Raw genomic sequence first — 19,887 nt, 5'->3', positions numbered from 1 at the left:
TTATGCTGCCAAAGTATTACTCCCAATCCGGCATTTCGGCGTTGCTGAACAGTAAAGTTCTTGTAAACGCTGTATTTGAGGTATTAAAGGATAATTTGTAGATGTCTTTCTGTGAAATACCGTCGTTCGAGGTATTCGTGAAAATCACTTCTGCATCGTTGGGTGAAAACCTCGGATCCAGATCATTGGAGCCTAAAGCCTTTCCGCTGAGCTCCGAGATGTCAGTGGCAACAGTAGTGGTCAAATCATATAAGAAAATCCGCGAATCCAGCTGTCTGTGATTGGAGTTTTCGTAACCCGTAATGTCTCTTGTATAGAGGAGTTTATCACCGACAATTGAAAAATTAAGTCCTCCGGCTGCACCAGGCAGTCCTGTTAAAATTGTTTTGGTAACATTCCCCAGGGTATCAATAATGAAAATTTTGGCATTATAACCGTTTACATCATTGGTTTTCAATGCGATTTTGGAACCGTCGTTGCTCCAGTCGCATTCTGTAATGAAGTTTCCATCTGTCGTCGTATAAATCAAAGTTAAACCGCTTCCGTCTTTATTAATTTTATAAAGTTTATTGAAACTTGGATACAGAAGTTCACTGCCGTTTGTGCTCCAGCTGAAATCCAGATCTTCATAATTATAACCTAAAACCGGCTGGGTTGTTGTCACCTGTTTAAGATCAGAACCATCCTTTTTAGCAGTGAAAATTTGCGTACTTCCCGACACTGTTCTCAAGAATGCGATTAAATTGGCAGCATTATTCAGTTTTGGTCTCCAGCTGTTCACCGTGTTGGGAGTAAACTGAAAATTTTGATCGCTGTCATTACTGGATACGATATAATAACTTGAACCTGATTTTCTTACAAAATGAAAGCGGTTATTTGGAGTGTCTGAAACTTTAAACTGCTTTATTTCGCTGTATACATCAGGATTTACAGTGTCATTCGCCACTACCTGCCAAAAATAAGTAACGCCATAAATCAGATTATCTAATACATAACTTTTTGTCTTGATGTCGGCTTTTTCGAATACGGTATTGTTTAAACTGTTTTTTACGATCAGCCTAAACTTTAACTTCAAAGAATCTGCCGGATCAGGGTCTGTACTGCTCCAAGATAAGGTAACAGAAGTGGGCTGATCAACAGCCTGGTCGGCAGGTGTAAGCAATTGCGGAACTGAAGGAGGAGAATTCAGCGAATTATCATCTGACATTTCAAAAACAATAGTGACCGGGCTTTCATTTTTTAAATTGACACCCTGAAAGCTGGCCAGATAACCTGTAAGTTCGGCTTTTACAGAATAATCGCCTAAAGGAATATTTTCCAGTTTAAAAGTTCCGTCAGCCCCGGAAAACACCGTCTGGGTAGTTGGAGAGGTATAAATTTTCACATTCGCAAGCGGAGTATTCGTTCCTTTTTTAACAACCTTTCCCGTAATCATCGAATTGGTTGTTTTTCCCACTAAATCTTCACTGCAGGAAACGCAGCCCATAAAAAAGAGAGATAGGAATGCTATATATATTAGAGTTTTCATGATTTTATTTTTTTGTGTTTAGTCTTTTCGCCTGCCTTAGGTAATAATTAATCCCGACACCAATATGAAATGCCTGATCTTTCCTTTTACCATTGGTAAATTCATCCCAGGTATCATCAAAACCCATGTCATACTGCGCGTTTAGGCGTAAAGCGAGATTGCTGCCTACCAAATATTCTAACCCTCCTCCAAACTGATATTTCAGAAAATTTTTACCGTTGAACATCGAACCCAAGCCAATGTAACCATATGGAGAAAGAGTAAATTTTGGCAAAAGAAGATATTCCAGGTTAAGATCAGTGTACATGAAATTGTTTCTAACGATATCTTTATTTTGAAGGGTTTCAAACCCCGCACTGATTTCAGCGTTCAGGTGGTGTGTTAAAAAGTATTTGAAGCCCGCTTTTCCTCCAATATTCATTTTTGCATTTGTATAATCGCCTTTTATTAAGTCTCCGTTGGCCATGAATAACACCGATGCTTTAGATCTTTCCTTATCTGCAAACTTATTTCCGACCAGTTGATTAGTGTTTTTTTCCTGTTCGGCGTGATATTTTGAAAGAAGGTCCATCATCTCTTTTTCGTGAACTTTCTCAATTCTGAAAGTTCCGTCCTGCACGCTTTCTAAAATTAAGGTATACACCGCCTTTTCAATAGCCTGAGTAACTGCTAAACTGACGGGCTCGTTCTGGGAAAACCCCATTTCAGCTTCCAGAATTCTGTCAGTATCGATGTATCTGAAAAAGCTTCCGTTCACCGTTGTCGAAAGAATGTTTTTGGATGTATATACTGTTTTTAGAATCTCGCCGGTCATACTCGAGACTACCCGCAGATAAACAGTTACGCGATCTTGTCTGTATTGGGTGCCTCCGCCAATACCAAAATATCTGGCTCCAATACCGCCAGTCATTACATTGGTATCGTAAGAAATAATTCCACCCTCAAGAAGAATTCCGGCGTAGAGCAGCGGTGGGAGCTGGTCACTGATCACCGTTTTTCCGTCTTTGGCTACTTCGTACTCTTTTCTTGTAGAACGTATAATTTGTCTTTCATTAAGAAGGTTTCCAATGTTTTCCCGTTCGATTGGGCGAAACCATTTGCTGTCTTCTAATGCCTTTAATAAAATGGAGGTGGTACCCTGTGGAATTGCGGTGCTCCAGTTGCTGCCGTTTTCCGCTAATTTGTACTGACCGGTTTGGTCTTTGAATTTGTAAACTCCGATTACAATTTTCTCGTCTGGAGCAGGGAGTTCTTTCAGTTGTTTAGTGTAAGGTGTCATTTCTCCTAAAGTGGAAGTATCACCTTCAGCAGGAAGATTCATCATTGTGCCACAACTTCCCATTACTGCTAATATTGTAAGGAGCAATATAATTTTGGCTGTTAAAAACTTTTTCATGATATTAATTCTTTAGTTCGGGATTATGATTTCTGACTGTTCACCTGTTGTTGTATTTAAAATTCTTACTAATAATCCTTTGTCAGACTGTGTAACTTGAATGTACATAGAACCGAAGGTATAATTCCCCGGTTTTAAATTTCCGCTCCCAAACTGATCTCCGAAGAGCTTTTGGGATAACTGGCTCAATAACTGCCTGTTCAGGCTTTCTGTAAAGCTGTCCAGAGTGCTGAGTGAGCCGAAATCTGAGGTAGTTCCTTTGAACTGATTTTGCGAGGAAGCAGAGCTTAAAAGCCATTGGTAATTAAAGGTATCTCCGCCAAAAGCAGGATTTACCGGTTTATAAACAAACTGCTGTCCATAGGCAAAACTAACCCCAAAGACAAAATAAAAAACAAGTGTTTTCATAATTTTATTTTTGGTTAATAAATGAAGCCTTTATCGGTGACTTGCCGGTCATTGTCGTATTGTATTAGGCTTGCAATCGTTTCTTTTACGATATCATCCAGATAATCATCTTCAGGCCTTGCAAAAAATGTCAGAATATTCTCATCATCCGCAAAAATCTGAAGTTGTGTGTTTGTACCCGTAGAAGGAACCTCCGAAACTCTGATTCTAAAACCGAACTCAATCGCATTCAGCATCAGGAGTGAATAGAATCTGCTGTAAAAATCGTCGCCAATTCTAGTTTTTGTCTCATTGATGATTAAACCTTTCATCATCATATTCTCCTCATTGGTAGTTTTTTCATAGGATACATTGTTTTTAAAGCTTTTTGCATTCATTTCCAAACTGTCCTTTGCGATAACTTTTGCGGTTTTTTCATCTTTAATAAATAGATAAACTTTCAGCGCATCGTCCTTATTGACATTAATAGATATTTCCGAAAGAATTTTGCTCTCTTTCGGAAGTAGGGTAAATTTATTTTGCTGTTGGGAGGAGGACATGTTTTTTCCTCGGTCCTTTTTTACGGCAAGAAAAATATAATTCAGTGACTGATGTACCTGACCTTGGTTTTTTGCAACTGCCTTCAGATTGAGTGTTCCTTCTATATTTTCACTTTCAATTTTTGCTGTTACCGTTTGAGCATCTTGAGCGTTACAACTGATCCCGAAGATGAGGAGAAAGATGAAGCACAGGTTTAAAATAAACTTTTTCATAATTATTATAAAGTAAAGTTAGTAGTGACGGACAAAAATCATTTTGTCGTTGGTTTTCAGATTGATCTGCATTTCTTTAGCGTTGCTGTTGTTTCCTGTAATGTCGATATAATTATTATTGCCTTCAACATTTACTTTCTGTTTGTTTTCCAAATGAGGATTAGTGTTAGTCATCAAAGTGGTATTAAAATCACCCGTTTGCCGAATCATTAAATCACTTCTTTTACTTTTATTATAAATCATAGCATTGTTATTATTTCCTAACTGTGTAACTGACGTTTTTGAAGACACCGCAGAAGGACTCGTTTCCGGGGCAGCAAGGATATTTAAAATATTTTGACTGTTGATATTGCCAAAATCAATGCTTTGTGCACTCATCAAAAAACTACATAAAATCATGCTAACTAAAAATAAATTTTTCATGATATTATTTTTTGGGTAAAAGGGAGAAACTATTGGATAGTTTCTCCCAAGGGTTGAATTAATATCAGATGAGCAGTTTATTAGCAACCGTCTCCTGAATGCTGGTTACATTTTGGCTGAGGCATTGGAGGTGCACAGCAATCGCCGCCATTGGAATGATTTGTTTCCTGTAAAACAGTAATCTTGTTATCGCATCCCACTTGAGTATCTTTTGAATAATGTCCGTTTCCAAGTTGAGTTTGGCTGATAGTGTTTCTGTCACCTGTTTGGGTGGCAATAGCTCTATTCCAGTCACCATCCTGTTTTTGAGTAATCTTATTGTCATATCCAGTCTGTGTTGCTTTGGCATCGTTATGATCACCATCCTGGTTTTGGGTAATTTTATTTCCTTTACCATTTTGCCATCCATCAGCACTATTACGATCACCTTTCTGCATTTGATTAACATTGTTGTTATCTCCATATTGCTCTGATGTCAATTTATTATGATCACCGTTTTGATTTTGCATCGCAATATTTTTATCGCCGCATTGTAAAGCGTAAACAGAGTTATTGTCACCTTTCTGTTTTTGGGTAACTTTATTGAATTCTCCGTACTGTTTGGTGGTAGCAGAGTTTTTATCACCCTTTTGCCAGGTATCATTGTCGTTGGATTTACCGCTTTGATACACTAATTCCTTGTTTTTATCACCAAGGCTTTCAGTATTATTTACGTTCTTTCTACCGTACTCCGATACTTTTGCTTCGTTCTGGTTTCCTTTCTGATAAATGGTATTGGAATTTTCCTTACCGTGTTGGTCAACGTTAGCTGTGTTTTGATTACCCATCTGAGTTGTTACATCATGGTTATTCTGTGCAAAACCGATTGTAACTGCCATTAGTGCGAATGCACCTGCAAATAATTTTTTCATGGTTAAATAATTTTATTGGTTAGTTTGTGGTACAAATGTATAGTGATTGAAGACTGAATAAATCACAGATAACAATGAAATTAGAAATATCCATAAAAACTATGAGGCGTATCGTTAAATCACCTTTTCAAATTTTTCTTTTTGAAAGATGATAATTTTTACCGTAAAAGAGTTTCCTGGAGTAAGCTGAAAACCCTTTTTTTAATAGACATAATGGTGTTGTCAATAAAACAGATAGCTGTAGTCTATTAAAATAAACTAGGAAACTTTTTATGTTTTTAAGTTTTCTTTGTAGCTTTGCCCCCGTAATATTTGATAATGGATAAAAAGTTTATAGAAAAAGTAGTAGATCTTTTCATTGAAAATGGCGCTAAGACATTAACGATGGATGATATTGCCAAAGAATTCGGGATGTCCAAAAAAACGCTTTACCAAAAATACACCAACAAGGAAGCTCTTTTGGGTGATGTACTTCATTTCAAACTCAACGAAGTTATTGAAAAACTCAACGAACTGGATGCGAAAATTGAAAATGCCATCGAAAGAATGTTTTGCCGTGATGAACATTTTGAAAAAGCTGCCCAATCTAATAATACCATTCTGATAAGACAGTTGATTAAGTATTATCCAGCAATTTTCAATAAGCACATGATGGAATTTTCAGAAAGGTTTTCGGAAGTGCTGGTCCACAATATCGAAAAAGGCAGAGATCAGGGATATTACAGAAACGATTTCGACGCCAGAATTTATGGAAAGATTTTCTTCCAGCTTGTGATGTCATATGACAGTTCGCCGTTTCTCGACACCAATGAAATAGACAGGGCACATTATAATAATGAAGCACTGATGTTTTTCATGAACGCCATCACGACAGAGAAAGGCAAAGATTATTTAAAGAAAATCACCGCTAAAAAAGATCCTGTTTAATTTGAAAAATATTTTCAATTAAAGTAAAAAGGAAACTCTCAACGTTATAATAAATAATAACCCAATATAAAATGACCAACTGGAGAAAAATGGCGCTCGGCGTACTTCTACTTGCGTTCTCAATGACAGAATTGCAGGCACAGGAAACCGTCACCCTCAAACAAGCCATCGAGTACGCTCTGCAGAATAAAGCAGAAGCACAGAAAGCGAAACTGGATATCCGCAATGCCGATTATCAAATTATGGAAGCGAAAGCTGGAGCCCTACCAAAAATTAATGGAGTCGCAAACATTACCTACAACCCAATATTACAGACAACTGCTTTAGATACAGGAGCTTTCAGTGGCGGTCCCAGCAATATTCAGCTGATTTCCTTAGGTCAGAAATGGAATGCCGGAGGTGGTCTGCAACTGTCTCAGGCACTATTTAATCAGCAGGTATTTGTTGGTCTTAAAGCCGCAAAATCGACTAAAGAATTCTACCAGCTTAATGCTCAATTAACGGAGGAACAGATTATAGAAAGGGTTTCAAATGCTTATTTTCAGGTTTTTACCATTCAGCAGAAGAAAGAAACTCTGGAAAGTAGTTTTACAAGCACTGAAAAAGCAAGAAATATCATTAAAAGTTTATTTGATAATGGTTTGGCTAAAAAAGTAGATTTAGACAGAACCAACGTGAACCTTACCAACATCAGCACCATTTTGAAACAACAGCAAAACGCCATCAATCAGGCGGAAAATGCCCTGAAATTCTATATGGGAATGCCGATTGAAAACAAAATTGAACTCGTAAAATCCGATATGGAAGTAACACCTCATTTACTGGAGGAAACGGTAGGCACCGACGAAAGGTCTGAAATTAAAATTTTAACTAAACAAAAAGAGCTTTTACAATATAATAAAAAAGCGGTTGAAGCAGCTTATTATCCGACGGTAAACCTAAATGCCAATTACAGCTGGCAAGGGTTGGGAAATAAATTTCCTTTAACTCATGGAAATAAGGACGGCGTTTATTGGGCAGATTATTCGGCAGTAACTTTAGGAGTTAATATCCCTATTTTCAACGGTTTTGCTACGAAGGCCCGGGTGGAAATGGCACAGATAGAACTCGATAAATTGGAAGTTGACATTGCGGATGCAAAGCTTGGTTTGGATTTATCTTACCAAAATGCAAAATCCCAGATTGAAAACAGCCTTTTATCTTTAGAAAGCCAAAAGGCGAATGTCGCATTGGCCGAAACGGTAGCTGCAAACACAAAAAGCAATTACCAATACGGCTTAGCAACTCTTACGGAATTGCTGGAAGCCGAAAACGCTTTGGTTGAAGCTAAAAATAATTACAGCAATGCTGTTTTAGATTACAAAATAGCAGAAATACAATATTATAAAGCAAAAGGAGAACTTAAAACTTATTTAAAATAAAACTGACATGAAAAAAACTTTAATATATATCATCGTAGCAGCTGTACTTATCGGCCTCGGAGCATACAAAATTTCCAGCAACAAAAAGCAACAGGAAACTGAAGTAAAAGAAGTGGCAAAACAGGTTGATAAAATCAACGTGAACGTGGTAACTGCAACAAGAGAAAACATTAATACCGACTATTCTGCAAACGGAACTTTTATCCCAAAACAGGAAACAAATCAGAGTGCTGATATTTCCGGACGTGTTGTAAGTGTATTTGCAAAAGAAGGTTCCAGGGTGGGAGCAGGGCAGGTTTTGGCGACCATTAAAAGAGATGCGATAGAAGTCGATGTTACTCAGGCGCAAAATACTTTACAGAATGCAATTATCGACAATCAGCGTTACGAAAATGCTTATAAAACCGGCGGTGTGACCAAACAGCAGGTTGATAATTCCAGATTGCAGCTTAAAAATGCTCAGGCTGCCGTACGTGCCCAAAGAGTGAAAATTAATGATACAAGCGTGAGAGCAGGCATCAGCGGAACGATCAATAAAAGAATGGTGGAGCCGGGAATGGTTGTGTCACCGGGAACCCCTTTATTCGAAATTGTGAACATCAACAGTTTGAAACTTTCAGTTTTAGTGGATGAAAGCCAGGTTGGAAGAATCCAGATCGGTCAGCAGGTTTCTATTAATGTGAACGCTTTGCCTGATGAAACTTTCAGCGGAAAAATTACATTTATTGCCCCAAAAAGTGATGCCTCATTAAATTTCCCTGTAGAAGTGGAAGTTTCAAACAACGGACAGTTAAAAGCGGGTATGTACGGAACAGCTTTGTTTAAAACAAACTACGGAGCAGAAAACCAGAATCTGTTAACCGTTCCTGCTGCTGCATTTGTTAACGGCGTAAGCTCAGGACAGCTATTTATTGTACAGAACGGAACTGCAAAACTTACTACCGTAAAAACCGGAAAAGTATATGGTGATAAAGTACAGATTATTAGCGGCCTGAACGGAGGTGAACAGGTAATCACCAGCGGACAGATCAACCTGGAGAACGGAGCAAAAATAAATATCGTAAAGTAGAAAGATGAAGTTAGCAGAAATATCTATTAAAAGACCATCCTTAATTATTGTTTTATTTACAATACTTACTCTGGGCGGTTTACTGAGCTACTCCATGATGGGGTACGAGCTCATCCCGAAGTTTGAAACCAATATGGTAACGATTTCTACGGTATACCCCGGTGCGTCGCCAAGTGAGGTAGAAACTTCGGTAACAAGAAAAATTGAAGATGCGGTAGGATCTTTGGAAAACGTAAAGAAAGTAGAATCCTCATCTTACGAAAGCCTTTCCGTGATCATGGTTCAGCTGAATACCGGTGCAGATGTAAATTATGCATTGAATGACGCTCAGCGTAAAGTGAACGCTATTTTATCCAAACTTCCGGATGACGCAGATGCACCTTCACTGAATAAGTTTTCCCTGGATGATTTACCGATCATCACTATGAGTGTTTCCAGTACCAAACTCAACAGCAAAGAGCTTTACGACTTACTGGATAAGAAAATTGAACCTATATTTTCCCGTGTAAACGGTGTTGCTCAGGTTGATCTTATCGGTGGACAGGAAAGAGAAATTCAGGTAAGCATCGATGATAAAAAACTGCAGGGTTACGGGCTTACCATTGGGGAAGTTCAGCAGGCAATTCTATCCTCAAATCTTGACTTCCCAACCGGAAGTTTAAAATCCAGAACTACAAAATCTACCATCAGATTATCCGGAAAGTATAAATCGGTGGAGGAGATGAATAACTTGGTGATTTCTTCAAAAAACGGTGCGCAGATCCGTCTTTCAGATGTTGCAACAGTTTTTGACACGCAGAAAGATGTAGACAAAATCGCAAGATACAATCAGAACCCTACCATTTTGATGCAGATCAAAAAACAGTCTGATGCCAATGCCGTTGCAGTGTCTGAAAGTATTCAGAAAACAATGGCTGACGTAACCAACAATTACAAAGCTCAGGATGTAAAGGTGAATATCGTTAATGACAGTACAGAGTTTACATTGGAATCTGCCAATCACGTAATTTTCGATTTGGTATTAGCGATTGTTTTGGTGGCGATTGTAATGCTTCTTTTCCTTCACAATATCAGAAATGCGTTCATCGTGATGGTTTCTATCCCAATTTCCCTGATCGCAACTTTTATCGGGATGTATTTAATGGGATACACCCTGAACCTGATGAGTTTACTTGGGCTTTCCCTGGTAGTTGGTATTTTGGTGGATGATGCCATTGTAGTTTTGGAAAACGTTTACCGTCACATGGAAATGGGTAAAAGCAGGATTCGTGCAGCGTATGACGGTGCATCAGAAATCGGCTTTACCGTAACAGCGATTACTTTGGTAATTGTTGTGGTATTTTTACCGATCGCGATGAGCTCCGGTTTGGTATCCAATATTCTTGCACAGTTCTGTGTAACAGTAGTTATTGCTACTTTATTTTCATTATTATCTTCATTTACAATTATTCCCTGGTTATCTTCAAGATTCGGGAAAGTGGTGCATCTTACAGGTAAAAATCCTTTTGAAAAATTCATCCTCTGGTTTGAAACACAGTTGGACAAATTCACCCACTGGATCACCGACATCCTGGAATGGTGCTTAAAAACAGGTGCAAGAAGGATCATGACAGTAGTTGTTACATTTTTCGTGTTGGTTGCTTCATGTTTATTGGTGGTATTCGGATTTATCGGAGGTGAATTTTTCCCTAAGATGGACCGCGGACAGTTCCTTGTACAGATGGAATTACCTAAAGATGCAACCATTGAAAAAACAAATCAGGTTACGCTGCAGGTTGAAAAATATTTAAGAGATAACCCGAATGTTGTGAATTTAATCACGACAGTAGGGCAGCAATCCTCAGGTTTTGGCGGTGCTCAGGCGACAGCTTATCAGTCGGAAGTTCAGGTGATTTTAAATGATAAATCCGAACGTTCTGAAACGACCGATATTATGTCGGCAAAAATCAAAAGAGATCTTGAAGAAAAATTCACCGGGGTAGAATTCAAAACTGCACCGATAGGATTGATGGGAGCTAATCAGGCGCCGATCCAGATGGTGGTAACGGCCGCTGATAATGAAACAGCAAACAAAGAAGCCTCGAGAATCCTCGAATTACTTAAAAAAGTTCCGGGAGCTGTAGATGCCGAACTGTCAACTGATACTGGAAGTCCGGAAGTGCGTGTAAATATCGATCGGGATAAAATGTCCGCTTTAGGTTTAAATCTTTCAAGTGTGGGACAGGCGATGCAGACTGCATTTAACGGAAACACCGACGGAAAGTTCAGAACAGGAGAATATGAATACGATATCAACATCCGTTTTGCAGATAACAACAGAAAATCAATTGATGATGTCCGAAATCTGATGTTTACCAATTCAAAAGGAGAGCAGATCAGACTGAGCCAGTTTGCTGTTGTCGATATGAGTTCAGGGCCAAGTTTACTTCAGCGTAGAGACAAATCACCTTCGGTAAAAGTACTTGCAAAAGTAGTAGGCCGGCCTGCGGGAGATGTGGCGAATGAATGGGCTGCACAGTTCATGGATAACGAAAAAACAAAACCTGCAGGCGTTAATTACATCTGGAGTGGTGATATGGAAAACCAGACAGAAGGTTTCGGTACTCTGGGAGTAGCTTTACTGGCGGCAATTGTATTGGTTTACCTGGTAATGGTTTCTTTATATGACAGCTTTGTATATCCGTTTGTGGTATTGTTCTCCATTCCGCTGGCACTCATCGGGGTGATGGTAATTCTGGCTCTGACAGGAAACACGCTGAATATTTTTACCATGTTAGGAATGATCATGCTGATTGGTTTGGTAGCGAAAAACGCGATTATGATTGTCGATTTTGCCAACATGAGAAAAGCAGCAGGAGCAAACACTCACGATGCGCTGATTCAGGCAAACCACGCAAGGCTACGTCCGATTCTGATGACTACCATTGCGATGATTTTCGGGATGCTTCCAATTGCTTTGGCAAAAGGAGCAGGTGCAGAAATGAACAACGGTTTGGCCTGGGTGGTAATTGGAGGATTAACCTCTTCGCTTTTCCTTACCTTGATTATCGTTCCGGTGGTTTATTCACTTTTCGATTCACTGCTCAGAAGAATGGGTAAGGATCAGAAAATAGATTTTGAATACGAAATGACCGCTGAGTACGAACACAACGAACTTAGCGATGACGGATTTACTCCGAAACATAAAGTTTAAATTATAGTTTTTTAGTGTTAGAATGAAAAGCCGTTTCAAATTACTGAAACGGCTTTTCTATTTTAATAAATAATATATTTTGGTAATAATGAGAAGCAGGAAGACGGTCGCTGCTCTGATAAACCCGTCCCGCTATCCACTGTATCTTTTGCTCGTCCTTCGTCCTCACAAAAGGATGCCGTTTCTATCGGGGCTATAAATTAAGCGGTAGTTTTCTCCAGCGAATCGATCTTTTTCTGGGAAAGACTCAAAAATCGGAATACAAGAAGAACAGCCGAAACCGTAAGTCCCAAACCTAATGCGATCCACATCCCGAAAGCACCCATTTTCATTGTTACACAGAGGAAATAACCTAAAGGAATAGCCAGCAGCCAATAAGCGACAAAAGTAATCATCGACGGAATTTTCACATCCTGAATGCCGCGCAGACTTCCAAGCGCTACAACCTGAATACCGTCTGAAAGCTGAAACAATGCCGCAATAATCATCAGTTTGGCCGCAAGCTGAATGACTTCAACATCTTCAGCTTTAGTGAAAAAAGTCGGGAGAATATGTCTTCCCAAAATAAAAAGCACTCCACAAGCCGACATAAAAAGGAACACAATTTTAAGATTGTTGACGCCAATTTTCTTCAGTCCCACAAAATCATGTTCGCCAGATTTCCGGCCGATTAAAACCGTAGATGCAACACTGAATCCGATGCAGAGATTAAAGGTAAAAGATGCCATTGAAAGTGCAATTTGGTGGGACGCGATATCTTTCGCAGAAATTAATCCGCAGATAAAAGCTGCACCCGCAAAAGCCGTCACTTCAAAAAACATCTGCAAAGCTGTAGGAAAACCGATTTTCAGCATTTTACTGAACATCGCTTTTGAAAATTCAGTAATTTTTAATGAGAAATCTTTGATGTACCTTCTGGTTTTTTCTTCTTTTAACAGTACATAGTAAAGGAAAACCATCATGAAAATTCTTGCAATCAAACTCGCCAATGCAGAGCCTTTTACGCCCATCGGAGGCAATCCGAACATCCCTTTGATAAAGACATAATTTAATGCGATATTGATAACATTTGCGATGATTGTAGCTTTAGTAACGCCGATGGTAAAAGATAAACCTTCAGAAACTTCCCTTAAAGTCTGAAATACCATGAACGGGAGAATACTCAAAGTCATAATCCCCAAAAATCCAATGGTATCAGGGATAATTTCTTTGGGCTGATCCATGTGATAGAGTAGCGGTAAAGCTAAATAAAGAAGCAGCATCAGAAGGAATCCGATACCGAGATTAATTACAAAGCCGTGACGGAAAACCGAATTAATGGTATCATGTTTTTCCTGAGAATGCGCCTCAGAAACCAAAGGCGGAATTGCAAACGAAAATCCCAAAGCAAAAACAAAAATGGAGAAAAACACGCCATTTCCTAAAGAAACCGACGCTAAAGCCTGTGCTCCCAGTAATTTCCCGACAATAATATTATCGAATAAGTTAACAGAAACCTGCCCAACCTGAGTAATCATTACGGGAAGTGCGAGGGTAAGGCAGGCTTTGGTGTATTGTTTATTGAGAAATGCCATATTGTGAAAAAAAAATTTGCAGCAAAAATACTGCAAACTTTTTCTAGTTTATTTAAATTAATGTAATTTATTTTCTTACGAAACTTGCAACATCGTCCGCAGAAACAGGATTTGATCCTAAGATCATCAGCCTTTCCACTACGTTTCTAAGTTCCCGGATATTCCCGGTCCAGCTGAAATCCTCAAGTGCTTTAATTGCTTTTTCGTCAAATTCTTTTTTAGCCGTTCCGTGTTCGTCAGAAATCGTTTTTGAGAAGTGATTAACCAAAAGTCTGATGTCTTCTTTTCTCTCATCCAAAGGCGGAACATAAATTTCAATCACTGAAAGACGGTGATAAAGATCTTCCCGGAATTTACCTGCAGCAATTTCTTTCTGCATGTTTTTGTTAGTCGCTGCAAGAACACGAACATCTACTTTAATTTCTTTGTCACTTCCGACAGGAGATACCTTGCTTTCCTGTAATGCACGCAAAACTTTAGCCTGAGCAACAAGGCTCATATCACCTATTTCGTCCAGAAAAATCGTTCCGTTATTCGCCAGTTCGAATTTCCCCTGTTTGTCTTTAATGGCACCAGTAAAACTTCCTTTAACGTGTCCGAAAAGTTCAGATTCAATTAATTCAGAAGGAATCGCAGCACAGTTCACTTCAATCATTGGACCTTTACTCCGGTCGCTTTGTGAGTGAATAGCATGTGCAACAAGCTCTTTTCCGGCCCCGTTTGGTCCGGTAATTAAAACTCTGGCATCAGAAGTAGCTACTTTTTCAATCATATCCTGAATTTTCTTCAATGCAGGAGATTCACCAATCATCTGATATTTTTTGTTGACTTTTTTCTTTAAAGTCGTATTCTCGATATTCAGAACCTGATTTGTTTTTTGGAGAATTCTTTTGTCCAGCGCGTTTTTAACACTGGTAATCAACCTGTTGATATCTATGGGTTTTGAAATAAAATCATAGGCGCCTTCTTTGAGACATGCAACTGCAGTATCGATATCTGCGTGACCTGAAATCATCACAAAGGTAGTGTCCGGTTTAATCTGTAAGGCCTGTTTCAGAAGTTCGGTACCGGAAAGTTTGGGCATCTTAATATCTGAAACCACCAAGGCGAAATCTTCTTTTTCAATCTGTTTAAAGCCTTCTAAACCGTCTTCGGCAATGATGAATTCGTAATCCGGCAGTTCGTCGGACAGAATACTTTGAAGTACGCCTGAAATGGCTTTTTCATCTTCAACAATTAAGATTTTTTGCATTAGTAAAAATTTATGGATTTAATGAAATTAGTTTAAAAATTTCCTGATTATTGAGCAACAATCATACCTAAGTGGTATTATAAGTCATATTGTCTGCTCCCGAAAATCGCCGAACCGATGCGCACCGAATTGGCACCGCATTGAATTGCAACAGGGAAATCGTCGCTCATTCCCATCGACAGCACATCTAATTTTTTTAACAGTGACAGTTTATCAAAAATCTGTTTCAGTAAAGTGAATTCTTTTACGATCTGGTTTTGATCATCTGTAAAAGTGGCCATTCCCATTAAACCTGTGATCTCTACGTTAGGGAACTTGCCGTTGATATAATTCTGAAAAATTTCTTTGGCTTCGTGAATTTCCAATCCGAATTTTGTTTCTTCTTCAGCAATTTTTACCTGAAGTAAAACTTTGATTTTACGCTGATGTTTTCCGGCCTGCTTATTAATTTCCTCTAAAAGTTTTTCAGAATCTACACTTTGAACAGTATCAATAAATTCTGCAATATATTTTACTTTATTCGTCTGAAGATGCCCAATCAAATGCCACTGAATATCTTTAGGCAAAAGAGGATATTTCTCAACAAGTTCCTGTACTTTATTCTCACCGAAAACTCGCTGTCTTAAATTATAAACATGCAGAATCTGATCTGCAGGATGCGTTTTTGAAACTGCTACAAGCTGTACGTCGTCCGGGAGTATATTTTTAATTCTTTCGTAGCTCTTTGTGATTTTTTCTAAAGACATTTTGTAAATTAAATGAGGATTTATAAAAAAGGGTGATTTTACCTGAAATTATATTCAAATATAAAGTAAATTTGATTAAATATAAAAAACTATGAAAATAAAATTCTTTCTTTTAGGCGCTGTCACGAGTTTTCTCGCAGTTTTCGTCCTGGTAATGTGCAACAACAAAAACAATGAACCCACCTTCGGTGAAAGCTACAAAGAGAAACTGATCGACAAAAATCTGATGGCGCAACTCGATGCAAATTATGCTGAGAAAAATTATCAGATCATCAATAAAACCCGCCCGGAAGGAAGTCCGGATTCAAAAGAGTACTGGTACTCCATTGAAGAGTTGGAAGGATATATTGCATTTGTAAAGAAGGAAGCAGCAAACAAGGATTATAAAATTGTAGGGATGAAAATAAAAATGGGACAGTATCCCGAAAAGGAACCGTTCGATCCCAGACTTAATCCGAAATATCTGGGTTATCAGGCCGTATATTTAGTACCTACAGGTCTTCCGTCAAAAGCCACGCACGAAAAATCAGCAGCCGTAAAGGATTCACTTGATAGAGGAAGAGAAATAGATGGTATTGCCGGAATGGATCTTTCATGGACTAACCCTCCTTACTAAGTGTTGCTATGGAAATTAACAGACTATATTTTAGCAGCGCACTGCTTGTTATTTATTTGGCCATTATCGTATTGCTAATTGCCAAAAGACAAAAATTGAGAAACCATATCTCGTATTTTATTTTTGCAATGATTATTGTTTTCTGCTCTGAATTTTTTTCAACAGTAGGAAAAGTGATATATGGCGAGCAGTTTAATTCCACACCGTTTATGGCAGGCGGTATTATTATTTGCTTTTTTGTCACTGTATTTATTTATTTCTACAAAATTCTGGAAAACAGATGGTCAAAGCGGATTCAATTGGGAATAATTGCGGTAAATTGTGTAAATGTGATTCTCTCTTTAATTCTTATTAAAGACTTTTTCATCTTCCTTCCTTATCCAACTTATTTTGTGACTATTATTTTACTTCTAGCCTCAGTAACCCTGTTTTTCTTTGAAACTTTCAACTCGGAAAAAATTCTGAATATCCTGAGCTACTATCCATTCTGGATTGCTATCAGTCTGATTGTTCTTTATGTGGGACTTGTTCCGCTTATCGTCATCAGCAAGAGAGCAGTGGAACTGTCAATTTCAAAAAATATTTTTTTCATCTTACTTTATTCCGTTAACTTTACAGGATATGCAATTATGTTTATCGGCATTTTATTTAGTAAGACGGAAAAATTAATTAGGAAGACTCATTGAAAACGAATGAAGTTGACATACTGATTATCATTTCAACCATCATCATACTTTTTGTAGTATTGATGATGGTTGCAATTTATGGTGTTTTCGTTAAAAAAAGATCACAGCTGATGCTCACTCAGCAACGGAAAGATGCTGTATTTGAACAGGAACTTGCGATCTCTCAGGTGGAAATTCAGGAACAAACCCTGAATTATATCGGCCAGGAACTGCATGACGATTTGGGACAGAAACTATCTGTCGCCAGACTGATGACCAATAAAATTGCGCTTTCCAGTGACGAAGACCGTAAACAAATTGCTGAAGAGATTAATCTTCTTGTTGGTGAATGCATTCAGGATATTAGAAATCTTTCTAAAGTTTTCATTACCAAACAGATAAAACAGTTCGGATTTATTGAATCTGTCGAAAGGGAAATCTTCCGAATTAAAAGACTGGAACTTATGGAGGTAGATTATCACATCAATAATCACGATCTGAGAATTAATTCCGATCACGCCCTTATCTTATTCCGAATTGTACAGGAGTGCATCAATAATGTTATTAAACATTCCAAGTCTAAGGAGATTCAGCTTCTGGTTGAAGATCAGCCCGAATTTATTAAAATAAATGTGAATGATAACGGAGTCGGTTTTATTGATCGTCCTGACAGCGAGGGCAGCGGACTTAGAAATATGAAAAGCCGCGCAAAAATTATCAATGCTGAATTCAGTATTAATTCTGTTGAAAACGAGGGAACGAAAGTAACCATTATTTATAAAAAATAATCTGTATGGGAACTATAAAGATAGCTATTGTTGATGATCATAAATTGGTTTCTAAAGCTCTGGAAAACATGATTTCATTCAACCCGAATTTTGAAGTGATCATGAATTGCTTTAACGGACAGGATTTTCTGGATGAATTAAGGGCAAAGAAAACGTATCCGGATGTAGTCTTAATGGATATCAATATGCCTATTAAAAACGGTATCGAAACCACCGCAGAAATATCGAAGGAATTTCCGAATCTGAAAGTAATCGCGCTCACGATGGAGGATAACGAAAGTACCATCATCAAAATGCTGAAAGCAGGCGCTAAAGGTTATCTGCTCAAAGACATGTCACCTGACATTCTTTTTGACGCCATCAATATTGTTCATAAGAAAGGAATTTTTTACACAGATCTTCTTACCCAAAGTCTTCTGAAAATTAAGACCGAAGAAAAGTTTATGAATTCACTCAATGACACTTTAAAAGACAGAGAACTTGAATTTATCAAACTGGCATGCTCCGAACTTACTTACAGAGAAATTGCGGATCAAATGTTTCTAAGTCCCAGAACTATTGACGGTTACAGAGATTCCGTATTTATAAAACTCAATGTGAAAACCAGAGTGGGAATTGTTTTATTCGCGATAAAACACAATCTGTATTAAAAAAGGGTGTTTTCACGCTATTTTGTATCTTTTTAATAATGTAGTTTTGAGACATCAAATATCACACAAATAATGAAAAGAAAAGAACCGGTTTTTTAACCGGTTTTTTTCTTGCCTAAAATTTAGGGTGTTTTCACTCTTTTACAGTTTAAATTTTTGATATAATTTTGATATAACAAAACCGAACAATTTTTTCTTTATATTTATTTTTTTTAAAGCGATTGAAAGAGTAACATCATGTTACTCTTTCTTTTTTAGCAAAGCACTCAGCAGTCTCATTCCTTCGGTTGCTGAAGTTTTAAAGAAGTTTTCGTTTGTAGCAAAACTGTTTTTTAAGTTAGGGTCAATGACAAAAACTTCACAGTGTTCCGGGATATAGTTGATCAGCCCTGCTGCCGGATAAACCTGCATTGACGTTCCGATGATTAAAAAAACATCCGCTTTTTCCGTAATCTGTATAGCCTTTTCCATCTCCGGAACCATTTCGCCAAACCAAACGATGTGAGGACGCAGCTGAATTCCTTCCGCATTCAAATCTCCCAAATTTAAGTCAGTTTCCCAGGAAATGATGTTATCAGTAGAATTTATAGGTCTCGCTTTTTTCAGTTCACCATGCAGATGACTAACCTTAGAAGATCCGGCTCTTTCATGCAGATCGTCTACATTTTGAGTGATAATTTCCACATCGAAAAAATCTTCCAGTTCAGCTAACATGTAATGTGCATCGTTGGGTTCCACTTCACTTAATTGCCGTCTTCTTGCATTATAGAAATCCAGCACCATTTGTGGATTCTTCGCAAAACCTTCGGGACTCGCTACGTCTTCAATCCTGTGATTTTCCCATAATCCATCGGAATCCCTGAAAGTTTTCACACCGCTTTCCGCAGAGATACCGGCACCCGACAGAACCACAAATCTCTTTTTCATTCCTTTTTCTTTAAAAATACAAAATTTTGGATTTACAACTCAAAGTCAGATGAAAAAAACTTGCATAAATTTGTCTGATAAATATTAATAATGCCCGAAAGAACAGAAAATTATAATTTAAGACAAGCAAAATCATCAGATCAGGAAATAATCTGGAAAATCCTTCAGCAGGCTGTTGAAAGGAGAAGGCGTGACGGAAGCAGCCAGTGGCAGGACGGTTATCCGAATCAGGATACCGTTGAGGCCGATATTAAGAATAATTACGGATTTGTTCTTGAAATCAACGGTGAAATTGCAGGTTATGCTGCCATTATTTTCGCTATTGAACCGGCCTATGAAGTCATTGAAGGAAAATGGCTCAGCAATGGTGAATATATTGTAGTTCACCGCGTTGCAATTTCTGATCAGTTTGCAGGACAGGGTATTGCAACAAAAATTTTTGAAGAAATTGAGAGTGTCGCAAAGAGCAACCAGGTTTTCAGCATCAAAGTTGACACCAATTTCGATAATGCTCCCATGTTAAAAATTCTGGAAAAATTAGGCTATACTTATTGTGGCGAAGTTTATTTCCGGGGAGCTTCGAGGAAAGCATTTGAAAAAATATTATCCACATGACGGAAATCAAAAGCGTTTAAACCTTC

The 19,887-nt window shown here is 38.1% G+C and carries 19 protein-coding genes; 9 read left to right on the top strand and 10 right to left on the bottom strand.

Annotated elements, in window-relative coordinates; genetic code table 11:
• Window positions 1–16 precede the first annotated feature (16 nt).
• The 6 genes from KSK37_RS03435 to KSK37_RS03410 form a co-directional block, all read right to left on the bottom strand.
• The gene (locus tag KSK37_RS03435) at window positions 17–1,528 is read right to left on the bottom strand and encodes a carboxypeptidase-like regulatory domain-containing protein (protein WP_217199479.1); all 1,512 of its coding nucleotides are present in this window, start codon (window positions 1,526–1,528) and stop codon (window positions 17–19) included.
• A gap of 4 nt (window positions 1,529–1,532) precedes the next feature.
• On the bottom strand, window positions 1,533–2,924 hold the full coding sequence (locus KSK37_RS03430; protein WP_217199477.1) for a CsgG/HfaB family protein: 1,392 nt from the start codon (window positions 2,922–2,924) through the stop codon (window positions 1,533–1,535).
• Window positions 2,925–2,936: 12 nt separating this feature from the next.
• Entirely contained in the window at window positions 2,937–3,332 is a 396-nt protein-coding gene (locus KSK37_RS03425; RefSeq protein WP_088360301.1) for a curli production assembly/transport component CsgF, read from the bottom strand.
• A 14-nt stretch (window positions 3,333–3,346) separates the two neighbouring features.
• Window positions 3,347–4,084: a curli production assembly/transport protein CsgE gene (locus tag KSK37_RS03420; protein ID WP_217199475.1), complete on the bottom strand. Its 738-nt coding sequence runs from the start codon at window positions 4,082–4,084 to the stop codon at window positions 3,347–3,349.
• 18 nt (window positions 4,085–4,102) lie between these two features.
• Complete coding sequence (locus tag KSK37_RS03415; RefSeq protein ID WP_217199473.1) at window positions 4,103–4,507, bottom strand: hypothetical protein; 405 nt, start codon at window positions 4,505–4,507, stop codon at window positions 4,103–4,105.
• Between the two features lie 80 nt (window positions 4,508–4,587).
• On the bottom strand, window positions 4,588–5,418 hold the full coding sequence (locus tag KSK37_RS03410; protein ID WP_088360304.1) for a hypothetical protein: 831 nt from the start codon (window positions 5,416–5,418) through the stop codon (window positions 4,588–4,590).
• A 318-nt stretch (window positions 5,419–5,736) separates the two neighbouring features.
• On the opposite strand from KSK37_RS03410, the gene KSK37_RS03405 reads away from it, so the two are divergent.
• From KSK37_RS03405 to KSK37_RS03390, 4 genes are all read left to right on the top strand, one after another.
• Window positions 5,737–6,345 (top strand): TetR/AcrR family transcriptional regulator, encoded by a 609-nt coding sequence (locus KSK37_RS03405; RefSeq protein ID WP_088360305.1) that lies wholly within the window; start codon window positions 5,737–5,739, stop codon window positions 6,343–6,345.
• A 71-nt stretch (window positions 6,346–6,416) separates the two neighbouring features.
• Window positions 6,417–7,766, top strand: a complete 1,350-nt coding sequence (locus KSK37_RS03400) for a TolC family protein (protein ID WP_088360306.1) — start codon at window positions 6,417–6,419, stop codon at window positions 7,764–7,766.
• Between the two features lie 7 nt (window positions 7,767–7,773).
• Window positions 7,774–8,835, top strand: a complete 1,062-nt coding sequence (locus KSK37_RS03395) for an efflux RND transporter periplasmic adaptor subunit (RefSeq protein ID WP_088360307.1) — start codon at window positions 7,774–7,776, stop codon at window positions 8,833–8,835.
• 4 nt (window positions 8,836–8,839) lie between these two features.
• Entirely contained in the window at window positions 8,840–12,028 is a 3,189-nt protein-coding gene (locus KSK37_RS03390; protein WP_217199472.1) for an efflux RND transporter permease subunit, read from the top strand.
• Window positions 12,029–12,228: 200 nt separating this feature from the next.
• Here KSK37_RS03390 and KSK37_RS03385 read toward each other — a convergent pair whose 3' ends face one another.
• The 3 genes from KSK37_RS03385 to KSK37_RS03375 all read right to left on the bottom strand — a co-directional run bounded on the left by KSK37_RS03385 (window position 12,229) and on the right by KSK37_RS03375 (window position 15,600).
• On the bottom strand, window positions 12,229–13,602 hold the full coding sequence (locus tag KSK37_RS03385; RefSeq protein WP_088360309.1) for an MATE family efflux transporter: 1,374 nt from the start codon (window positions 13,600–13,602) through the stop codon (window positions 12,229–12,231).
• 67 nt (window positions 13,603–13,669) lie between these two features.
• The gene (locus KSK37_RS03380) at window positions 13,670–14,854 is read right to left on the bottom strand and encodes a sigma-54-dependent transcriptional regulator (protein WP_217199467.1); all 1,185 of its coding nucleotides are present in this window, start codon (window positions 14,852–14,854) and stop codon (window positions 13,670–13,672) included.
• A gap of 77 nt (window positions 14,855–14,931) precedes the next feature.
• Complete coding sequence (locus KSK37_RS03375; RefSeq protein ID WP_217199464.1) at window positions 14,932–15,600, bottom strand: YggS family pyridoxal phosphate-dependent enzyme; 669 nt, start codon at window positions 15,598–15,600, stop codon at window positions 14,932–14,934.
• Between the two features lie 91 nt (window positions 15,601–15,691).
• Here KSK37_RS03375 and KSK37_RS03370 point away from each other — a divergent pair, with 91 nt between their 5' ends.
• From KSK37_RS03370 to KSK37_RS03355, 4 genes are all read left to right on the top strand, one after another.
• Window positions 15,692–16,216: a hypothetical protein gene (locus KSK37_RS03370; RefSeq protein WP_217199463.1), complete on the top strand. Its 525-nt coding sequence runs from the start codon at window positions 15,692–15,694 to the stop codon at window positions 16,214–16,216.
• 95 nt (window positions 16,217–16,311) lie between these two features.
• A complete protein-coding gene (locus KSK37_RS03365) occupies window positions 16,312–16,902 on the top strand; it encodes a hypothetical protein (protein WP_217199461.1) in 591 nt (196 codons plus the stop codon).
• Window positions 16,899–17,669, top strand: a complete 771-nt coding sequence (locus KSK37_RS03360) for a sensor histidine kinase (protein ID WP_217199460.1) — start codon at window positions 16,899–16,901, stop codon at window positions 17,667–17,669. The genes KSK37_RS03365 and KSK37_RS03360 overlap by 4 nt, the downstream gene beginning before the upstream one ends.
• 5 nt (window positions 17,670–17,674) lie before the next feature.
• Window positions 17,675–18,319, top strand: coding sequence for a response regulator transcription factor (locus KSK37_RS03355; RefSeq protein ID WP_217199459.1), 645 nt, complete (start codon window positions 17,675–17,677; stop codon window positions 18,317–18,319).
• Window positions 18,320–18,559: 240 nt separating this feature from the next.
• Here the strand turns inward: KSK37_RS03355 and KSK37_RS03350 are convergent, their stop codons facing one another.
• Window positions 18,560–19,246 (bottom strand): SIR2 family NAD-dependent protein deacylase, encoded by a 687-nt coding sequence (locus KSK37_RS03350; protein ID WP_217199458.1) that lies wholly within the window; start codon window positions 19,244–19,246, stop codon window positions 18,560–18,562.
• Between the two features lie 90 nt (window positions 19,247–19,336).
• Here KSK37_RS03350 and KSK37_RS03345 point away from each other — a divergent pair, with 90 nt between their 5' ends.
• Window positions 19,337–19,861, top strand: coding sequence for a GNAT family N-acetyltransferase (locus KSK37_RS03345; RefSeq protein WP_217199457.1), 525 nt, complete (start codon window positions 19,337–19,339; stop codon window positions 19,859–19,861).
• Window positions 19,862–19,887 lie beyond the last annotated feature (26 nt).

Origin of the sequence: Kaistella soli (assembly GCF_019038595.1) — a bacterium.
Lineage (GTDB): Bacteria > Bacteroidota > Bacteroidia > Flavobacteriales > Weeksellaceae > Kaistella > Kaistella soli.
Note: the sequence above shows the minus strand (reverse complement) of the source record. Positions and strands in the feature narration are given on the sequence as shown.